The following is a 17,959-nucleotide window of genomic DNA, read 5'->3' as shown; positions in this document are numbered from 1 at the left end:
CGCCGTTCAGGCGGCGTGCCATGTCCGGTCCTCCCCCGTGCTGTCGAGTTCCGCCAGGGCTTCGCGGGCGGTTTCGCGGTTGGTGCGGATGTCCCGGGCGATGGAGGCGGCGAGCCAGGATTCGCCGGGGGTGTGGCCGTGCCCGGCGTAGGTCCAGTGCGCGAGGACCAGCGTGGAGCCCTCCAGGTCGTCCGGGTCGGGCAGGCCGCGGGCGGTGCGTTCCTGCCGGGCGCGGTAGTCGGCGCGGACGCGGCGGAGCGCGCCGAGGGTGGTGGAGAAGCGGCGGGACTTGGTGGAGAAGTGGCCCCGGAAGCCGAGCATGTGCGCCCAGGCCCAGAGCTTGCGGTCCGGGTAGGCCGGGTCGAGGTCGGCGCAGGCTTCGATCAGGCGGCGGGTGTGGGCGGGCAGGTCGGTCAGCTTGGCCAGTTCGGCCGGCTCACCGATGCGGCGGTCCACGGTGCCGGTGGTCTCGGCCGCTTTGGTGGCGTACTTGGCCACGTAGGCCGCCACCGCCTGCTCGGTCAGCTCCTGGCCGTCGTCGGCGCCAATGGGGCGTACGTCCACCTGATCGCCCCAGCGCAGGCCCCGGGCGGGGAAGTCACCGGCGGCCGGGACCGGGACGCAGACCCGGCGGGCGGCAGCCCGGATCGCGCCGGACAGCAGCTCGACGCGGGCCCAGGCGGGCGGGGTGTCTCCGGGACCGTCGGGGCCGTCGAGGCGCACGATGGCGTGGAAGTGGACCGCGCCGCGTTTCTGGAACTCGGCGACCTTGCTGAAGGAGACCCGGCACACCTCCCGCAGTGCGGCCTGGGAGAGCCCGGCACGGGCCGCGATCTCCCGGCGCAGGTAGATCGTGAAGCGCCGCCACAGGTGGGAAGCATGGTTGTTCCACAGCACGGCGTGCGCGTAGTCGTAGCGCTCCGCGTCCAGCGGCGTGCCGAGTTCGGGAGCTCCCTCCGGATGGACGGCTCCGCAGCGGCAGCGGCCGGAGGCGGGGCGGTTGTGGACCGGGCCGAAGGACGGGGCGGTCAGGGTGGCGAACACCTTCGGGTGCGCCCGCACCGTGGGGGCGACCCCCTTCCCCGGGTCACCGAGCAGGCCCGCGCGGATCAGGTGGAAGGTGTCCCCGGCGTAGGTCCAGGCACAGGAGGGACAGCGCGAGGCCCGGCGGTTGCCGCACGCGACCCGCAGCCGACCACCCGGCTCGGCATCGGTGCTGTAGGAGTACAGGACGTCCCCGGTCCGCGCGTCGCGGGTGACCGTGGAGCCCTGCAGGTGGATCGGGTCCGAGCAGCCGCCGGTGCGGCGGACCTGCTCGCGCCAGCGGTCGAAGTCCGGATCAGCGGCGACACGCAGGAGGTCGGCAAGGGTCACGGGGTCAGTGCCCACGGCGGCGGCAGCACCGGCCACGGACTCAGGAGCGGCGGGAAAGACCGTCACTCGCGCCCCCGCGAGGCGTCGACGATCTCGACCTCCAGGACCTTCGCGCCGCAGCAGTCCGGGCAGTAGAGCTGAAAGCCAGTGGTGTCGTAGCCGCTGCCCGCGCAGGCCGGGCACTCCAGCCATTCGATGGCGCCGAAGGCCACTCGGCAGGCGCGCGGGTTCCTGCAGGGTGCTTTCCCGCACACAGGGCAGCAGCGGAGCGAACGCCGGACGATCTTCGGAGACGGAACCCCGGTTGGCCGGCCCGGGTGGATCAGTGAGACGGGCATGATGGAAGCTCCCTTGGAAGAGGGGTGGGGCGGCGCATCTGCTTGGCGGTAGGGGCGCCGCCCTTCTTCAGGGAGGATTTACCTCCCTAGGGAGATTGAAACCAAACCTCCCTAGGGATGTCAACGACGACGGTGGTCCAGCGTGGAGGGCGGACTGTGCGGGTACGCGTCCGTGCGTCCGGTCCGGGGTGGCAGGTAGGCTTGACCACCCTAGGGAGCATCGAGGAGTGGAGAGGCCATGCCCGAGACTGCGCGGCAGATCGCCGACGATCTCAGGGCGCGGATCGAGTCCGGCGAACTGCAGCCGGGTGATCGGTTGCCCGGTGAACCCTCGTTGGTGCGGACGTACGGCGTCGCCAAGATGACCGCGAACCAGGCGCTGAAGATCCTCGTGAGCGAAGGGCTCGCGGTTGCCCGGCCCGGGTCCGGCACCTACGTCAGGGAGTTCAGGCCGATTCGGCGGGTGGCCAACGACCGATTGTCCAAGTCCCGCTGGTCATCGGGCCGTTCCATCTGGTCTGCCGACGTGGCCCAGCGCCCCTTGGTGACCGACGTCCAGGTCTACGAGACCGAGGCCCCGCACCAGGTGGGACGCCTGCTGAACCTCGACCCCGGCGCTCCGGTCATCGTGCGCAGCCGGAAGTTCGTGGTCGAGGACCGCCCGGTGCAGATGGCGACTTCGTACCTCCCGGCCGAGTTGGTGCGGGGAACCGCGATCGCCCAGCCGGACACCGGCCCGGGAGGCAGCTACGCCCGTCTCGCCGAGCTGGGAGCGGAACCCGTCAGGTTCACCGAGGAGCTGCGCGCCCGGATGCCGAGCGAGGAAGAGCGCTCCGCCCTCAACCTCACCGCGGGCACGCCCGTTGTAGAGATCTGCCGTACCGCCTTCACCGAGGACGACCGGCCCGTCGAGGTCAACCAGATGCTGCTGGACGCCGGTTCGTACGTGCTCGAATACCGGCTCAACAGCTGAGCTGTTACAGGAATCTCTACCTCATCAAGGCACCCGGCTCCGCTACCGCTCCGCCGGGCGCGCGGCCGGCGGACGGCCGCGCCCGCTCCTGCCTCCGTCCCGCTCAGCGCCGCCGCCCGCAGGCCGCGCGCCCACGTGCAGGCCCGGGTTCACAGGAGGAAAGTCGCCGTCGCGGGTCGGCCGACTCCGCAGCTTTACCCACCTCCCCGGTCCGGGTCCCGCGTCGGGCAAGACCAGGGGGCCACTCGGACACATTGCGGGCAGGGGACAAGCCTGCCCGAGTTGCCAACCAGCGTACGGCCCCCTGATCATGCCCGACCCCAGACCGGGCAGGCCACCGGCCAAAGCTGCTCCGTCGGCCTACGTTCGTACTAGGTGCGGCTCTTATCGCTCTGCCGTATGACCAAGGGGACAAAGCTCACCAAAGATCACTTACGCCAGAAGTGAGCGTATCCCTCCCGTTGTGGTCCGCCGACGAGATCAAGCACCTGCTCGGCCATAGTGACCAGCGGCATGGGGTCGGCGTGTTCGGCGACGGCCCGATGGCCTTGCAGCAGAGCCTTCCCCAGGGCCGGGTCTGCGCTTAGCAGCCTGCGGGGGAGCCACTTGCCGATGCCGGTCCAAGCACCCTGGTGAGCTGTGAGCAGGTGTGCTGCCTCGCGCAGGGTGAAGTCGGCGAGGACGAGCTGTTCGTGCCGGTTGGTGGACGGGGTATCACGCAGATCGTCCATGTAGCAGGTGAGGCTGTAGCGACTTTGCTCCCGCTCCGTATGGGTGAGCATGGGAGGGCCGGCCGCGATCAGCGCCCGCGCCTGTTCGCGCGTGCGGGACACATGGCCGTGAGGATCGGTGAGCGTCAGGCCCTGGTCATATATGAAGAGGACCGTGCCTCGGCGACGGGCTCTGTCCCACTCGAAGAACTCGGGCACGTCCGCGAGGGTGTTCAGGAACAGCTCGGCGAGACGACCGTTGTGGCGTATCACCTCCCGACGGCTGGTATCCGAGTCAGGGAGGAGGACGGCTACGTCCAGATCACTGGACGGCGTGGCGCGGCCTTGTGCGGCAGATCCGCCAAGTACAGCGCCCAAGGCGTGCGGAAAATGAGTGGCAACCAGATCCGTTGCCTGAGCTACGCACGCATCTTGATCATTCATGGCGGTCATCGTGTCAGGCTTCGGGTACCCCTCCCGAGGACACGATCAGCCCAAGGCACCCGAAGGCCCGCACCCCCATCCCAGGGCCGCCACGGCTGACGGCAGTCTGACGGCAACGGCAGCGAACGCTGCGGTACACAGCGGTACGTCATGGGTTGTCAACCTTGGTCGTTGTCGAGCCGAGACGAGATCCACTCCGCACGATCAACTCGCCTGAAAAGCGGAAGGTCGCCGGTTCGACCCCGGCCCCAGCCACAACCGCCCAGCAGGGCAAAGCCCCCGCCGAGATCATTCGGCGGGGGCTTCTTCGTGCCGTTTCGGCAACGGGGCGTGCGCGAGGGGGCTCCCGGCCCGGCAGCCCCTACTCAGCGGCAGGGAGGAGGGCCAGCAGCCCCGCTCCGGCTCCCAGGACCACCAGTTGCACGATGCCGGGAATGCGCCACCGCAGGTACAGGAGACCTCCGCCCGTGACGACCGCGCCGCCGGCCAGGATCCACGCCCCCCGCGACGCTTCCCCGGGCGCGCCGGGCGGGTTGCCGGGGTCGTAGCCATCGGCCCATCCCGCCATGCCGTAGCGGAACAGCAGCCAGGCGATGACCATCAGGTCGATGACGAGCAGCGCCATGCTCACCCCGGCCTGCCGGCCGGTTGACGGCTCACTCCCGCTCCCCATCCCCACCGCCTTCGTCCGCGAGTGACGGCCTTCGCTCGTATGCCGTCCAGCATGCCGGCGTGGCGGGCACCGCACATGAGTACGGCTACTCAGACACGCGACTGCTCAGACACGCGGCTGCCCAGTGGCGAGGCCGACGGCAAGGACACGGCAGGCGGCGGCGACGTCAGCAGGGCCCCGGCGGATGCCTGGTCATCCGGCGGGGCCCTGTGCGGTGACCACTGCGCCCTCGCCCTCGCCGACGGTGCCGGGACGGGGCAGGGGACGACCCGGGCCTACTCCGCCCCGTGCAGGTCCGGGTCCGCCGGGCTCGTGGTGTAACCGGTGAACCGGACTGTCAGCCCCTCGCGCTCCGGTGAGCAGCAGAACGGGCCCGCCGTCGCCGCCGCCTCCGGGGGCAGGGGCACCAGCCGGAACATCCGCCACGGGCCGTCGGCGCACCGGGCCCGCAGCGTCAGGGCGTCGCCCGCGCGGCTGGCACGGACGGTGACCGGCCTGCCCGCCCACTCCGGCACCGGCGACTGCGACCAGTCCGAGAACTCGCGCGTCACGACGGCGCCCAGATGCGGGGCGCCGTCCGTGTACTCGATTCCCGCCTTGACCCAGTTCGCCTCGTCGACGCGGATCATCAGCCCCGCCTGGTCGTACAGGTGGGTGAAGTCGGCTTCGAAGGTCACTTCGACCGCGCCGCCCTGCGGGAAGGCGGTCAGCAGGGCGTGTCCGTCGTCGCGCACATAGCCGTAGCTCGTGCGGCGCCAGAAGTCGCTGCGGGCCCCCGTGGTCACCACGAGCGCGCCCGTGCCGTCCGGGGCCGCCTGCGGCGGGTGGTTCAGCCACCGCGCTTCGTCCCATGCCACGGTTCGGTGCTGTGTGTCCGCCACCGTCTCTCTCCTTGTGTCTGCCGGCTGCCCCGCCGTGCGTCATCCTGTCGGACGCGCCGGGTCACGGCCAGGGACCCGGACGGGCGGTACGGCCGGGAGTCTCGTGGCCGGGCCCGCGGAGGAGTTCCCTCCGCGGGCCCGGCCGCGCAGCGGTGTCCGCCGGCGTGTCGGCGGTCCGTCAGCGCGGGTCGTCGGCGGGCTCCTTTCCGGAACGGGCGGAGGGCGCTTCCGCCCCTCCGGCCGGGTCGTCCTTCCCGGCCCGGCGCCCCCGCCGTACGGCGAGCAGCGCGATGCCCGCGCCCGCCGCGCCCAGCAGGGCGAGCAGGACCCGGTCCGGTACGGCCGCGCCCGCCCGCTGGGCCCACCGCTCCGCCTCGAACGAGCCGTCCACGCCGAGCAGTCCGGGCAGGGCCGTCGTCCCGTCGAAGACCAGGAACATCGTGCCGAGGGCGATGAAGAACAGCCCGGAGAGAAGGGACGTGGTGTGCAGCTCCAGCCGGCCGACGCGGACGGTGCGCCCGCGCAGCCAGCCCTTCCGTCCGAGGTCGAAGCGCTCCCAGAGCAGGGCCAGGACGAACAGCGGTACGGCCATGCCCAGCGCGTACGCCGCCAGCAGCACACCCCCATAGACCGGGCTGCCGCTCACCGCGGCGACCGTCAGCACACTGCCGAGGATCGGGCCGGCGCAGAAGCCCGCGAGGCCGTAGACCGTGCCGAGGGCGTAGACCTTCGCGGCGCTCGTCGGGCGGATGCGGCCGGACGCCTCCTGGAGGCGGCGCGAGGCGAAGCCCAGCCCGAGGATCTGCGCCACGCCCAGTGCGATGATCAGCCAGCCACTGAGGGCGACGAGCAGATCTCGGTGGCCGTAGAACAGCCGCCCCGCGTACGAGCCGCCGACGCCGAGCGGCACCAGGGTCGTCGCCAGGCCCAGGTAGAAGATGCCGGTGCGGGCGACGAGGCGCGAGGTGCTGTCGATCGAGTAGGCGAAGAAGGCGGGCAGCAGCAGCGCGCTGCACGGGCTGAGCAGGGCCAGCAGTCCGCCCAGGAAGGCCGCGAGATAGCCGATGTCGGTCACTTGTCCGAGCCCTCGGCCGCCTCCGCCTGCCGCGCCGCCGCCTCGATGGCCTCGGCGAAGACCTCCGTCGGCTGGGCTCCGGCGATCGGCTTGCCGTTGACCAGGAAGGACGGCGTGCTGGTGGCGCCGATGCCGTAGGCCTCCTCCTGGTCCTTCTCCACCGCCTGCTTCGCCGCGTAGCTCTCCATGTCGGTGTGGAAGCGGTCCATGTCCTTGACGCCGGCCTTCTCGGCGATCGCGTCGAGGCGCTCCTTCGAGTACCCCTTCTTCATGTTGTCCTCCTCCGAGAACGCCACCTCGTGGAATTCCCAGAAGCGGTCCTGCTGCCCGGCCGCCCAGCTCGCGTAGGCGGCCTGTGCGGAGTCCTCGCCGAAGACCACGAGGTTGCGCCACTCGATGCGCAGCACGCCCTTGTCGACGTACTCCTTCACCAGTTCGGGCTCGGTGTCGCGGGCGAACTTGCCGCAGAAGGGGCACTTGAAGTCGGCGTACTCGATCAGGACGACGGGGGCGTCGGCGCGGCCCATCGCCAGCTTGTCGTCCTTGTCGCGGCGGGCGAGCTCCGCGAGTTGGGCGTAGGTGTCGGCGTTGGGGTCGGCCGAGCCCTCCCCGGGCGTCTCGACCGTCACGGCCGGGGAGTCGCCGGACGAGCCGCCGCCCGTCGCGAAGGCCGAGAGGAAGCCGAGCACCAGGGCGGCGACCAGCACCAGGGCGCCGATCGCGATGCCGCGGTTCCTGCGGCCGGCCGGGGAGGGGGTGGAGGTGGGGTTGTCACCGTTCGTGGGCATGGAGGTCTCTCCTGGGGAGCGGCGCGGGGCCGGCACAGGTCGGTGCGGTCCGCGCGTGTACGTGAAGACGGGTGGACGGATGGGGAGCCGAGGTGGGCGGCGGAGGCCGGCCCCTTGCGGCCGGACGGGGCACGCCCCGGGCGCCGACCGGGCACTGACCCGGCGCCGGGCCGGCGGGACGGCTCGGGCCGCGCACAGCACGCGCCTCTGCCGCGCCGTGCGCCGTGCGCACGGGCACCATGGAGCCCGGTAAGCCCTGCGTGCCGGTCAGCCGCGGCGTGTGTCGTGCGCGTCCGGTGCGGCCGACGGGCCCGGGGCGACGGACACGGCCGCCGCCGGGGCGGCTCCCGGCAGCGCCCCGCAGGCGACCTCGCCCGCCAGCCGCTGCGCGGTCGCCACGGCCAGCAGCACCACCGAGGCGGCCGCCAGCACCGGCTGGACCGGCGCCCAGACCGTCATCGCGCCGGAGGTTCCGAGCAGCAGCAGGACGACCTTGTTGCACACCGGGCAGCCGACGGCCAGGAACGACAGCAGTCCGCCCGCCGTGCCCAGCCGGCGGCGCCTGCGCTCCGGCCGGTCCGGTTCCGGCGGTTCGGTCCGGCGTTCGGCGCCGATCCGTACGTAGGTCGCGAGCAGCAGCCCGCCGAGGACGGCGGTGGCGGCGAGCACCGGGTAGGCCCACCAGGTTGTGGGCACGGTCCGGCCGAAGACCGGGTTCGGGATGACGGCCGTGGGCAGGCCGGCCGCCAGTGCGGTCAGCACCGCCGCGGCCAGGGCGGCGCCCCAGCGGGCGGGTGGCCAGAGGGCGGGGGCGCGCAGCGCCAGCCGCACGGTGGTTAGAGGATTCTTCACGTCTGCTCCTGTCCGGGGACGGCGGATGCCGGGGCGCGGAGACCGGTGCGGAAGCCGTGCGCGCGACGCGCGGCGGACGACGCCCTGTCCGCGCACCGCGAGAACGGCGGCAGGCCCTGCGCGGTGGCGCTACGGGCCGGCACCGGTCCGCGGCATCTACACGCGCAGCAGGACGGAGAGCGTCACAGGAGTGGCGGGACCGCCCGTCGGACCGCGTACGGCGGGCAGCCCGCGGACCGCCCCGGACGCGCCGCCCTCGGCATACGCGAGCCGGGCACCGAGGGCGGGGCACTGGTCGTGGGCGGAGGCGGCGGTCGCCGGCACGGCGGCGCCGGTTCCCCTGTCCTGCGGACGTTTGCAGTTCGAGCCGTCGTCGTCCGCCGACCACGCCGGCGGCGCCTCGGCCCGGCCGGTGATCCCGGGATCGGCGAGGGCTCGCCCGGACGGCTGTCCGGCCTCGGGCGCGGCGTCCGCCGGTTCACCGGCCGGTACGGGACTCCGGTCCGCCACCGCAAAGCCCTGGGCCACCGCCGCGGTTCCGCCACCGCCGGGCGCGGCGGCGGGTGCCGCCCGGCCCGGCAGGCACAGCAGCGCCACCAGAACGGCCAGCAGCGCACCGGCGACCGCGCCGGCCGCGAGGCGGCGGCGGTGCGCGGCGGTGCTGCTGATCATTGCGGGGCCTTCCGGAAGGGTGGACTCCACGCATCGTAACCGCCGGCTCGGCACGCCGGGACGGGCCGGGCCCGCCCGATCCGGACCCGGCGACCGGCATCGCCGTCCCGGACCCGGCACGAGCACCGCTCGCGCCCGCCGGGGGCCTGCCCGGGCGCGGGTACGACGGGCACGGACACGGGCACGGACACGGGCACGGCAAAACGGACGGAAACGAGAACGGGGACAGCATGAGCCGGTCCACGGGCAACCCACCGGGCCGGGTTCGGGCGCGGCGCCCGCCCCGCGCGTCACCCCGCCCTGCCCGCGTCACCCCGGCCCTGCCCGCGTCACCCCGGCGGGACCGGCACCCCGCGCGACGCCCGCTTCACCGAGCCGGCACCCCTGGCTCTCCGCCCCGGCCTCCACCCCGGCTCTCCGCCGTCGGCCGCCGTCGGCCCCCACCGCCCGCGGGACTTCCCGGCAGCACCGCGTAACTCGTTCGCCAGTCGCTTCCGCGAGGTGAGATCCTGGGTTCGGTATGTCTACTTCCTCTCCCCCCGCTTTCGCCGCCCTCCAGGCCCGGCTGCCCGAGCTGATGCTGCGTGACGAGCACCGGCTGGGGCGGCGCCTCGACGGTGCCCGCCGCATCCGCAAGCCCGAGGCCCGGCAGGCGGTGCTGGACGAGATCGCCGCCGAGATGGAGCAGGCCGAGGCGCGCGTGGCGCGGCGGCGCGCGGGCGTGCCGGCCGTGACGTATCCGGAAGCGCTGCCGGTCAGCCAGAAGAAGGACGAGATCCTGGCGGCGATCCGCGATCACCAGGTGGTGATCGTCGCGGGCGAGACCGGCTCCGGCAAGACCACCCAGATCCCCAAGATCTGCCTGGAGCTGGGCCGCGGGGTCCGCGGCCTGATCGGGCACACGCAGCCGCGCCGTATCGCGGCCCGCACGGTGGCCGAGCGGGTGGCCGAGGAGCTGAACACACCGCTGGGCGAGGCGGTCGGCTGGAAGGTCCGGTTCACGGACCAGGTGAGCCCCGCCACGCACGTCAAGCTGATGACGGACGGCATCCTGCTCGCCGAGATCCAGACGGACCGGGAGCTGCGCCAGTACGACACGATCATCATCGACGAGGCCCACGAACGCAGCCTCAACATCGACTTCATCCTGGGCTATCTCGCCCAGCTGCTGCCGAAGCGTCCCGATCTCAAGGTCGTCATCACCTCCGCGACGATCGACCCGGAGCGCTTCGCCCGCCACTTCCGCACCCCCGTCCCCGGCGGCGCGGAAGGCGACGGCGACGGTGACGACCGGGGCGCCGCCCCCATCGTGGAGGTGTCCGGCCGTACCTACCCCGTCGAGGTGCGGTACCGCCCGCTCCTGGAGGAGGGGTCCGAGGAGAGCGACCGCGACCAGGTCACCGCCATCTGCGAGGCCGTCGACGAACTGCAGGCCGAGGGCCCCGGCGACATCCTCGTCTTCCTCTCCGGCGAGCGCGAGATCCGCGACACGGCGGACGCCCTGGGCAAGCGGAACCTCCGCTCCACCGAGATCCTGCCGCTCTACGCCCGCCTCTCGCACGCCGAGCAGCACCGGGTCTTCCAGCGGCACGCCGGCCGCCGCGTGGTCCTGGCCACGAACGTCGCCGAGACCTCGCTGACCGTCCCCGGCATCCGCTACGTCATCGACCCGGGCACGGCCCGTATCTCCCGCTACAGCCACCGCACCAAGGTGCAGCGGCTGCCGATCGAACGGATCTCGCAGGCCAGCGCCAACCAGCGCAAGGGCCGCTGCGGCCGGACGGCCGACGGCATCTGCATCCGGCTCTACTCGGAGGACGACTTCCTCTCCCGCCCGGAGTTCACGGACGCCGAGATCCTCCGCACCAACCTCGCCTCCGTCATCCTCCAGATGACCGCGGCCGGGCTCGGCGACATCGAGCGTTTCCCGTTCATCGACCCGCCGGACCGCCGCAACATCAAGGACGGCGTGCAACTCCTGGAGGAGCTGGGCGCCTTCTCCGCCGGGCAGAAGGGCGCCGCCGGCTCGGCGCGGGACGCGGGGAAGCGGCTCACGCAGACCGGCCGCAAGCTCTCCCAGCTGCCGGTGGACCCGCGGCTGGCCCGGATGGTCCTCGAAGCCGACCGGAACGGCTGCGTCCGCGAGGTCATGGTGATCGCGGCGGCCCTCTCCATCCAGGACCCGCGCGAGCGCCCGGCGGAGAAGCAGCAGCAGGCGGACCAGCAGCACGCCCGCTTCCGCGACGAGACCTCCGACTTCCTCGCCTTCCTGAACCTCTGGCGTTATGTGCGCGAGCGGCAGAAGGAGCTGTCCTCCTCCGCGTTCCGCCGGATGTGCCGCAACGAGTTCCTGAACTATCTGCGGATACGGGAGTGGCAGGACATCTACACCCAGCTCCGGCAGGTGGCCCGGAGCATGGGCATCCACACCGGCGCCGCGGACGAGCCCGCCGCGCCCGCCGACCGCGTGCACACCTCGCTGCTCGCCGGTCTCCTCTCGCACATCGGGCTCAAGGACACCGAGGCGAAGAACGAGTATCTGGGCGCGCGGAGCGCCAAGTTCGCGGTCTTCCCCGGCTCCGCGCTCTTCAAGAAGCCGCCGCGCTGGATCATGTCGGCCGAGCTGGTGGAGACGTCCCGGCTGTGGGCGCGGGTCAACGCGAGGATCGAGCCGGAGTGGGTCGAGCCGCTCGCGCAGCATCTGGTGAAGCGCAACCACAGCGAACCGCACTGGGAGCAGAAGCAGGCGGCGGTGATGGCGTACGAGCGGGTGACCCTCTACGGGGTCCCGATCGTCGCCCAGCGGAAGGTCAACTACGGGCGCATCGACCCGGAGACCTCGCGGGAGCTGTTCATCCGTCACGCCCTGGTCGAGGGCGACTGGCGGACGCACCACCAGTTCTTCCACGACAACCGGAAGCTGCTGAGCGAGGTCGAGGAGCTGGAGCACCGCGCCCGCCGCCGCGACATCCTCGTGGACGACGAGACGCTCTTCGACTTCTACGACCAGCGGCTGCCCGACGATGTCGTCTCCGGTGCGCACTTCGACTCCTGGTGGAAGAAGAAGCGCCGCGAGGAACCGGAACTGCTCGACTTCGAGAAGTCGATGCTCATCAACGAGCGCGCCGAGGGCATCTCCAAGGACGACTACCCGGACACCTGGCGGCAGGGCAAGCTCAAGTTCCGCGTGACGTACCAGTTCGAGCCGGGCGCCGACGCGGACGGCGTCACCGTCCACGTCCCGCTCCAGGTGCTCAACCAGGTCACCCCCGAGGGCTTCGACTGGCAGATCCCGGGGCTGCGCGAGGAACTGGTCACCGAGCTGATCCGCTCCCTCCCCAAGCCCGTACGCCGCAACTACGTACCGGCGCCCAACTACGCCCGGCGCTTCCTGTCCGCCGCCGTCCCGGGGCAGGAGCCGCTGACGGCCGCCCTCGGCCGGGAACTCCAGCGGATGGTGGGCGTCCGGATCGACCCGGAGGACTGGGACCCCGCCAAGGTGCCGGACCACCTCGAGATCACCTTCCGGGTGGTGGACGAGCGCCGCCGCAAGGTCGCCGAGGACAAGGACATCGAGGCGCTCAAGCTGCGCCTCAAGCCGAGGACCCAGGCGGCGATCACCAAGGCCTTCGACCAGTCCTTCGAGGCTCCCGCGTCCGGTGAACGCCCCGAGGGGGCACCGGCCGGCCCGGTCCAGCGCACCGGGCTCACCTCCTGGACGCTGGGCACCCTGCCGCGCACCTTCGAGACCCGGCGGGCCGGACAGCCCGTCAAGGCGTACCCCGCGCTGGTGGACGAGGGCGGCTCGGTGGCCGTACGGCTCTTCGACACCGAGTGGGAGCAGACGGAGGCGATGTGGCGGGGCACCCGCCGGCTGATCCTGCTCGGCATCCCGGTCAACCCCGCGAAGTTCGCCCAGAACCAGCTGTCCAACCAGCAGAAGCTGGCGCTCTCCCGCAATCCGCACGGCAGCGTGCAGGCCCTCTTCGACGACTGCGTGACAGCCGCCGCCGACCGCCTCATCGCCGCCCGCGGGGGTCCCGCCTGGGACGAGGAGAGTTTCCGCAAGCTCTACGACGCCGTACGGGCCGACCTCGTGGACGCCACGATGGACGCCGTCCGCAAGGTCCGCGAGGTGCTGGCCGCCTGGCACGCCTGCGAGCAGCGGCTGCGGTCCACCACGTCCCCGGCGCTCCTCACCTCGGTGGCGGACGTCAAGCAGCAACTGGCCGGACTGATCAAGCCGGGCTTCGTCACGGAACACGGGGCCGGACGGCTGCCGGACCTGATGCGCTACCTGGTGGCGGCCGACCGCCGCCTCCAGCAGATGCCCGCCCACGCCGAGCGGGACCGGACCCGGATGGCGAAGGTCCACGAGATGCAGGACGAGTACGCCTGGCTGCTGGAGCAGTTCCCGCCGGGCCGCCCGGTGCCGCCGGAGGCGCGGAAGATCCGCTGGATGATCGAGGAACTGCGGGTCAGCTACTTCGCCCACGCGCTGGGCACGGCGTATCCGGTCTCCGACAAGCGCATCGTGAAGGCCGTCGACGCGGCCGCGCCCTCCACCGCGCGCTGACCTCCGGGGCGGCCAGGCTCCAGTTCGACTGCGTGCCTGACCTGCTGTAGAGTCTGGCTTCGCAGCGCAGCGGAAGACAGCGCGGCAACAAGGTCCTGTGGAGCAGTTTGGAGTGCTCGCCACCCTGTCAAGGTGGAGGCCGCGGGTTCAAATCCCGTCAGGACCGCACGGATTGGAAGGGCCTGTCCCCCAGGGGGCGGGCCCTTCCGCATTCCTTCCCGAGCCACCCCACGGCGGAGGCCGCGGCCGCGGCGCAGCCGCAGACAGGCGCAGCACATCCCGTCAGGACCCCACGCGCCGGACGAGCCGGCACCGCGAGGCGGGCCCGTACCCCGAGCCGCCGCCCCCTCCCCCGCAGTCCGCGCCCGCGGTGAACGCCCGCCGTCCACCGCTCACCGCCCGGGCGGTGTAGCCGCCGGTAACTCAGCAAATCCCCTCAGGACCGCACACCCGGCTTCACGCGGGCCTTCAGCGGCCTCACACGCCCCTCCCGCCCCTCCGACCACTCCGGGGCCCGGCCGTCTCCGTACGGGCCGCTCTCCGCGCCGTACGTCGCGCGTGGGCCGGTCCCGGGCGCGACGCGGTCAACTCGCCCGGACCGGCCAGAGGTTGGCCGACATGCGCCTGCCCGGCCGGCACGCGGGCCGCGCCGTCTTGACGGTGCCGGGCGCCGGGGGATACCCAGACGGGGGGAGATGGGGCGGCCCGTGGAGGGACGGGACCACGGAGGGCCCGTGGCGAGTCGCCGCCGAGGCGCGTCCGCGAGGCTCCGCCGGAGGCGCGGGCGCCGCCCGCCGGCCCACCGCCGACCGGTACGGCGCGGCACCCGGGGCTCAACCGGTCCGTCCACCCCGCGCCGGTCCGTGCCGCCCTACGCCGGCCCGCCGCTGAGCAGCGGCGGGAAGACTCAATTCCCACTACCGCAAGCCAGTTGGGAGGGGCAAGGAGGCCGGGCTGTGACGGGTGTCACTGAATGAGTTTTTCCACCAGGGGAACTCGGACACCGCTCGGCGGCCGTCGATTTAATATGTGCAATTGCACTCCCCTCACGGGACTGCGCGAAGGCTTCCCGGGAGCCGCCCGAAGGGGCATCCGGAGCCCAACACGGACGCGCAGAACCGATCGCCGGCCACCCCCGCGAGAGCCCCCGGACAAAGCCCCCCCGAACCCGGATCCACCCCCGCCACGACCGCGGATCCGGACCCCCGGCCCGCACAAACGAAAGATCGCGCTGGACCCGGCGGAGTCCAGCGCGATCGACGACGCGCCCTCAGGAACAAGGGACCGGAGCCTGAAGGGGCAGGCTCCTGTCGTGGGGTGGGGTGTGGGCTCGAACCGGACCGTGGGGGACCCGGAAATGCCCGGTTATGCAGGTGTTTCAGGCCTCGCTGCGCTGCTGCGGGATGCCCGCCAGCAGTGCGCGGACCTCCGCTTCGCGGTAGCGCCGATGCCCTCCGAGCGTGCGGATGGACGTGAGCTTGCCGGCCTTGGCCCAGCGCGTGACCGTCTTCGGGTCCACGCGGAACATCGTGGCGACCTCAGCCGGGGTCAGCAGCGGCTCGGCATCAGGGGTGCGAGCGGTCATGAGCGGCCTCCTCGGGAGAACCGAACCATCACGGTTCTTTCCTCTAAATTCTGCACCTTGACCCGCGTTGCCCGAAATGGCAGACGCGGGCCGAGTCGGTTATAGGACGAACGGCTTGTCCTCGGCACTACAACTACACCATCTGTCCAGCCGCGTCGGCCAAACCGATGGAATTGCCCTCCGAGGTGTCCAAGCTCGACGGATCCCGATGGACCGGCCCAGAACGGACAGTTACCCGCTCGTGACGATCAGTCACACCGTGATCAGTGACCACCAGCCCCACCAAGGAGCGCATAACAGAGCCATCCGCCCATACATGGACGGAAGGAGCCCTTGCGGGACTCCTTGTCCCATTTTGGCACGCAGGTGGGAGAAAAGAGCAAGGCCCTGATTAGTGCTCTCCGTCACGCTTGCACCAATGGCCCGGATCGGGCACTACGCCCGGGATGCCTCGCCCGCGCCGGTGAGGTCTCGGTCAGCCGTACGGCCGGAAAGCGCCCGAGCCCTCCGGCTCGCCCCCCCGGCCCGCTCGGGCCGTTCGTCCCCGAACGTCCCGGAAGACGCCGGACGGCGGGCCGACGGAGCGCGGGCACCGGCCCGGACCGCCGCGGGACCGGCCCGCCGGAGCGGAACGGGAACGCCCCGGCGGCGCCCGGATGTCAGCTGGCGAACTCCCGTTCCCGGACCTCGCGCCAGCGCTCCACGAGCCGCTGGTACACCTCCCCGGCCCGCACGCCGTCCCCCGCGCGCAGCGCCTCCAGCCCCTCGGTGACGTCGGCGGCCGAGCGGTCCCCGGCCAGCCAGTCGTCCGTCAGGGCGTGCACCAGACCCCCGTAGTCCAGCTCGACCAGCGAGCGGGGGTGAAACTCCTCCAGCCAACGACCCACATCCTCCAGGCCGTCGATCAACGGACTCTCGTTCAACGCCTCACGCAGAACTCTAAGCCCACGCGCCACGCGCCGTCTCGCCTCGACCATCGGGGTGCGGTAGCGGAGCACCGGCCCCTCGGCCTTGTCCCCCTCCCCCGACCGCTGGACGTACTCCCGCTCCGCCGCCGTGAAGAGCGCGAACCACCGCACCGGCACATGCCAGGTCGCGGTCCGGATCCACGGCCGGGCGTCCGGATTGCGCTCCCGCCAGCGCTCGTGGTCGTCCGCCGCCTGCCGGCGCACCACCTGGGGCAGGGCCGCGTCCAGGACGGGGGCGGGCAGCAGCTCGGGGAGCGCCTCCAGCGCCTCCCAGCCGCGCAGCCGGGTCCGCCAGGGGCAGACGCAGGTGACGCCGTCCACGACCGCCACGAAGGCGTCCCCGCTCTCGTGCACCGGCACCGCGACCGGCGGGGTGGGCAGCAGGTCCACCAGCGAGCGGCGCAGTTCGTCCTGCGCGGTCGGGGGGTCGGCGCGCCCGGCGTAGCGGTACCAGTGCGAGCGCTCCGGCTCGGGAAACGCCGCCAGTGGCTCGTACACCCGCAGATACGCGGCGTACGGCACGAACAGCGATGACGCCAGCCCCACCCGTTCACTCCCGTCCACAAGCCCGGATCCGCCCGCGGGAGGGTCCGGAGCGTCCATGTCCGTTCCGCGTCAGAGCCTACGGACCCGGGGGCCGCCGCCGTCCCGGTGCCCCGGAACGCCGGCGCACCACCCGGGGCGTCACCGGCGCGTCACCGGCGCACGACCGGCGCACCGTCGCGGCGGCCCGGGCGGCCCGCTCCGGTCCCCGCCCCGGTCCTCCGCCACGGCACTGGTGATCGGAGCCGGTTGAGGTTCTACTCTGTGCCTCACCGGCCCTCCCCACCCACAGGAGGGCACCCTTCGCGACTCCGGGAGTCACCACCGTGACCGACGCGTCCCACCCCACCGCCGCCGGCGACCTCGGCGCCATCTCCACCCTCTTCCGCTCCGAGCAGGGCGGCCACGAGCGGGTCCTGCTCTGCCAGGACCGCGAGAGCGGCCTCAAGGCCGTCATCGCCCTGCACTCGACCGCCCTGGGCCCGGCCCTCGGCGGCACCCGCTTCCATGCCTACGCCTCCGACGAGGAGGCCGTGCTCGACGCCCTGAACCTCGCACGCGGCATGTCCTACAAGAACGCCCTCGCCGGGCTGCCGCACGGCGGCGGCAAGGCCGTGATCATCGGCAGCCCCGCCCCGGTCTCCGAGGGCGGGCTGAAGAGCGAGGCGCTGCTCCGCGCGTACGGCCGCTTCGTCGCCTCCCTGGACGGCCGTTACGTCACGGCCTGTGACGTCGGCACCTATGTCGCCGACATGGACGTCGTTGCCCGCGAGTGCCGGTGGACCACCGGCCGCTCCCCGGAGAACGGCGGCGCCGGCGACTCCTCCGTCCTCACCGCCTTCGGCGTCTTCCAGGGCATGCGGGCCAGCGCCCAGGCGCTGTGGGGCGAGCCCACCCTGCGCGGCCGGACCGTCGGCGTGGCCGGGGTCGGCAAGGTCGGCCACCACCTGGTGGACCACCTGGTGGAGGACGGTGCCCGGGTCGTGGTCACCGATGTGCGGCCGGAGAGCGTGGAGCGGGTGCGCGCCCGGCACCCGCGGGTGGTGGCCGTGCCCGACACGGAGTCCCTGATCCGCGCCGACCTGGACGTCTACGCCCCCTGTGCCCTCGGCGGTGCCCTGAACGACGACACGGTGCCCGCGCTGACCGCGCGCATCGTCTGCGGCGCGGCCAACAACCAGCTCGCCCACCCCGGTGTCGAGAAGGACCTCGCCGACCGCGGCATCCTGTACGCGCCCGACTACGTCGTCAACGCCGGTGGCGTGATCCAGGTCGCCGACGAGCTGCTCGGTTTTGAATTCGACCGGGCGAAGGCCAAGGCGGCGCAGATCTTCGACACGACGCTGGCCATCTTCGACCGCGCCAGGACCGACGGCGTCCCGCCCGCCGTCGCCGCCGACCGGATCGCCGAGCAGCGCATGGCGGAGGCCCGCACCGCCTGACGGCGCTCACCCGGCCGCACGCCGGTGACCCGCCGACGGGAGGTGACGGGAGGCGACGAGAGAAG

Annotated in this window: 14 protein-coding genes and 1 tRNA gene; 4 read left to right on the top strand and 11 right to left on the bottom strand. The window is 72.5% G+C overall.

The window, feature by feature from the left end:
* Positions 1-6: 6 nt before the first annotated feature.
* Together repSA and SXIN_RS31285 are read right to left on the bottom strand one after the other, a co-directional pair.
* On the bottom strand, positions 7-1,410 hold the full coding sequence (gene repSA, locus SXIN_RS16460; protein WP_019707160.1) for a replication initiator protein RepSA: 1,404 nt from the start codon (positions 1,408-1,410) through the stop codon (positions 7-9).
* Between the two features lie 26 nt (positions 1,411-1,436).
* Positions 1,437-1,712, bottom strand: coding sequence for a hypothetical protein (locus SXIN_RS31285; protein ID WP_238153777.1), 276 nt, complete (start codon positions 1,710-1,712; stop codon positions 1,437-1,439).
* A gap of 238 nt (positions 1,713-1,950) precedes the next feature.
* Here SXIN_RS31285 and SXIN_RS16455 point away from each other — a divergent pair, with 238 nt between their 5' ends.
* Positions 1,951-2,685 (top strand): GntR family transcriptional regulator, encoded by a 735-nt coding sequence (locus SXIN_RS16455; protein ID WP_019707162.1) that lies wholly within the window; start codon positions 1,951-1,953, stop codon positions 2,683-2,685.
* A 428-nt stretch (positions 2,686-3,113) separates the two neighbouring features.
* Here SXIN_RS16455 and SXIN_RS16450 read toward each other — a convergent pair whose 3' ends face one another.
* The 7 genes from SXIN_RS16450 to SXIN_RS16420 all read right to left on the bottom strand — a co-directional run bounded on the left by SXIN_RS16450 (position 3,114) and on the right by SXIN_RS16420 (position 8,780).
* Positions 3,114-3,839 (bottom strand): nucleotidyltransferase domain-containing protein, encoded by a 726-nt coding sequence (locus SXIN_RS16450; protein ID WP_095758065.1) that lies wholly within the window; start codon positions 3,837-3,839, stop codon positions 3,114-3,116.
* 361 nt (positions 3,840-4,200) lie between these two features.
* Positions 4,201-4,512, bottom strand: a complete 312-nt coding sequence (locus SXIN_RS16445) for a DUF6234 family protein (protein ID WP_095757156.1) — start codon at positions 4,510-4,512, stop codon at positions 4,201-4,203.
* Between the two features lie 275 nt (positions 4,513-4,787).
* A complete protein-coding gene (locus SXIN_RS16440; protein ID WP_019707165.1) occupies positions 4,788-5,393 on the bottom strand; it encodes a DUF1349 domain-containing protein in 606 nt (201 codons plus the stop codon).
* A gap of 178 nt (positions 5,394-5,571) precedes the next feature.
* The gene (locus SXIN_RS16435) at positions 5,572-6,468 is read right to left on the bottom strand and encodes a cytochrome c biogenesis CcdA family protein (protein ID WP_095757155.1); all 897 of its coding nucleotides are present in this window, start codon (positions 6,466-6,468) and stop codon (positions 5,572-5,574) included.
* Positions 6,465-7,256, bottom strand: coding sequence for a DsbA family protein (locus tag SXIN_RS16430; protein WP_019707167.1), 792 nt, complete (start codon positions 7,254-7,256; stop codon positions 6,465-6,467). Before SXIN_RS16430 ends, SXIN_RS16435 begins: the two co-directional genes overlap by 4 nt.
* Before the next feature lie 267 nt (positions 7,257-7,523).
* Positions 7,524-8,108, bottom strand: coding sequence for a hypothetical protein (locus SXIN_RS16425; protein ID WP_238153776.1), 585 nt, complete (start codon positions 8,106-8,108; stop codon positions 7,524-7,526).
* A gap of 156 nt (positions 8,109-8,264) precedes the next feature.
* Entirely contained in the window at positions 8,265-8,780 is a 516-nt protein-coding gene (locus tag SXIN_RS16420) for a hypothetical protein (protein WP_095757153.1), read from the bottom strand.
* A gap of 520 nt (positions 8,781-9,300) precedes the next feature.
* Between SXIN_RS16420 and hrpA the strand changes: the two genes are divergently transcribed.
* Positions 9,301-13,356 (top strand): ATP-dependent RNA helicase HrpA, encoded by a 4,056-nt coding sequence (gene hrpA / locus SXIN_RS16415; protein WP_039820213.1) that lies wholly within the window; start codon positions 9,301-9,303, stop codon positions 13,354-13,356.
* A 91-nt stretch (positions 13,357-13,447) separates the two neighbouring features.
* Positions 13,448-13,522: transfer RNA gene (locus SXIN_RS16410), tRNA-Asp, on the top strand.
* Positions 13,523-14,734: 1,212 nt separating this feature from the next.
* Here SXIN_RS16410 and bldC read toward each other — a convergent pair.
* Both bldC and SXIN_RS16400 read right to left on the bottom strand, forming a co-directional pair.
* Positions 14,735-14,941, bottom strand: a complete 207-nt coding sequence (gene bldC / locus SXIN_RS16405; RefSeq protein WP_003949541.1) for a developmental transcriptional regulator BldC — start codon at positions 14,939-14,941, stop codon at positions 14,735-14,737.
* A gap of 659 nt (positions 14,942-15,600) precedes the next feature.
* Complete coding sequence (locus SXIN_RS16400; protein WP_019707169.1) at positions 15,601-16,455, bottom strand: DUF8083 family protein; 855 nt, start codon at positions 16,453-16,455, stop codon at positions 15,601-15,603.
* A 323-nt stretch (positions 16,456-16,778) separates the two neighbouring features.
* Here SXIN_RS16400 and SXIN_RS16395 point away from each other — a divergent pair, with 323 nt between their 5' ends.
* Positions 16,779-17,894 carry a Leu/Phe/Val dehydrogenase gene (locus SXIN_RS16395; protein WP_019707170.1) on the top strand — a complete coding sequence of 372 codons (1,116 nt, stop codon included), beginning with the start codon at positions 16,779-16,781 and terminating at the stop codon, positions 17,892-17,894.
* Positions 17,895-17,959 lie beyond the last annotated feature (65 nt).

Source organism: Streptomyces xinghaiensis S187, assembly GCF_000220705.2.
Classification (GTDB): Bacteria; Actinomycetota; Actinomycetes; order Streptomycetales; family Streptomycetaceae; genus Streptomyces; species Streptomyces xinghaiensis.
Note: the sequence above shows the minus strand (reverse complement) of the source record. Positions and strands in the feature narration are given on the sequence as shown.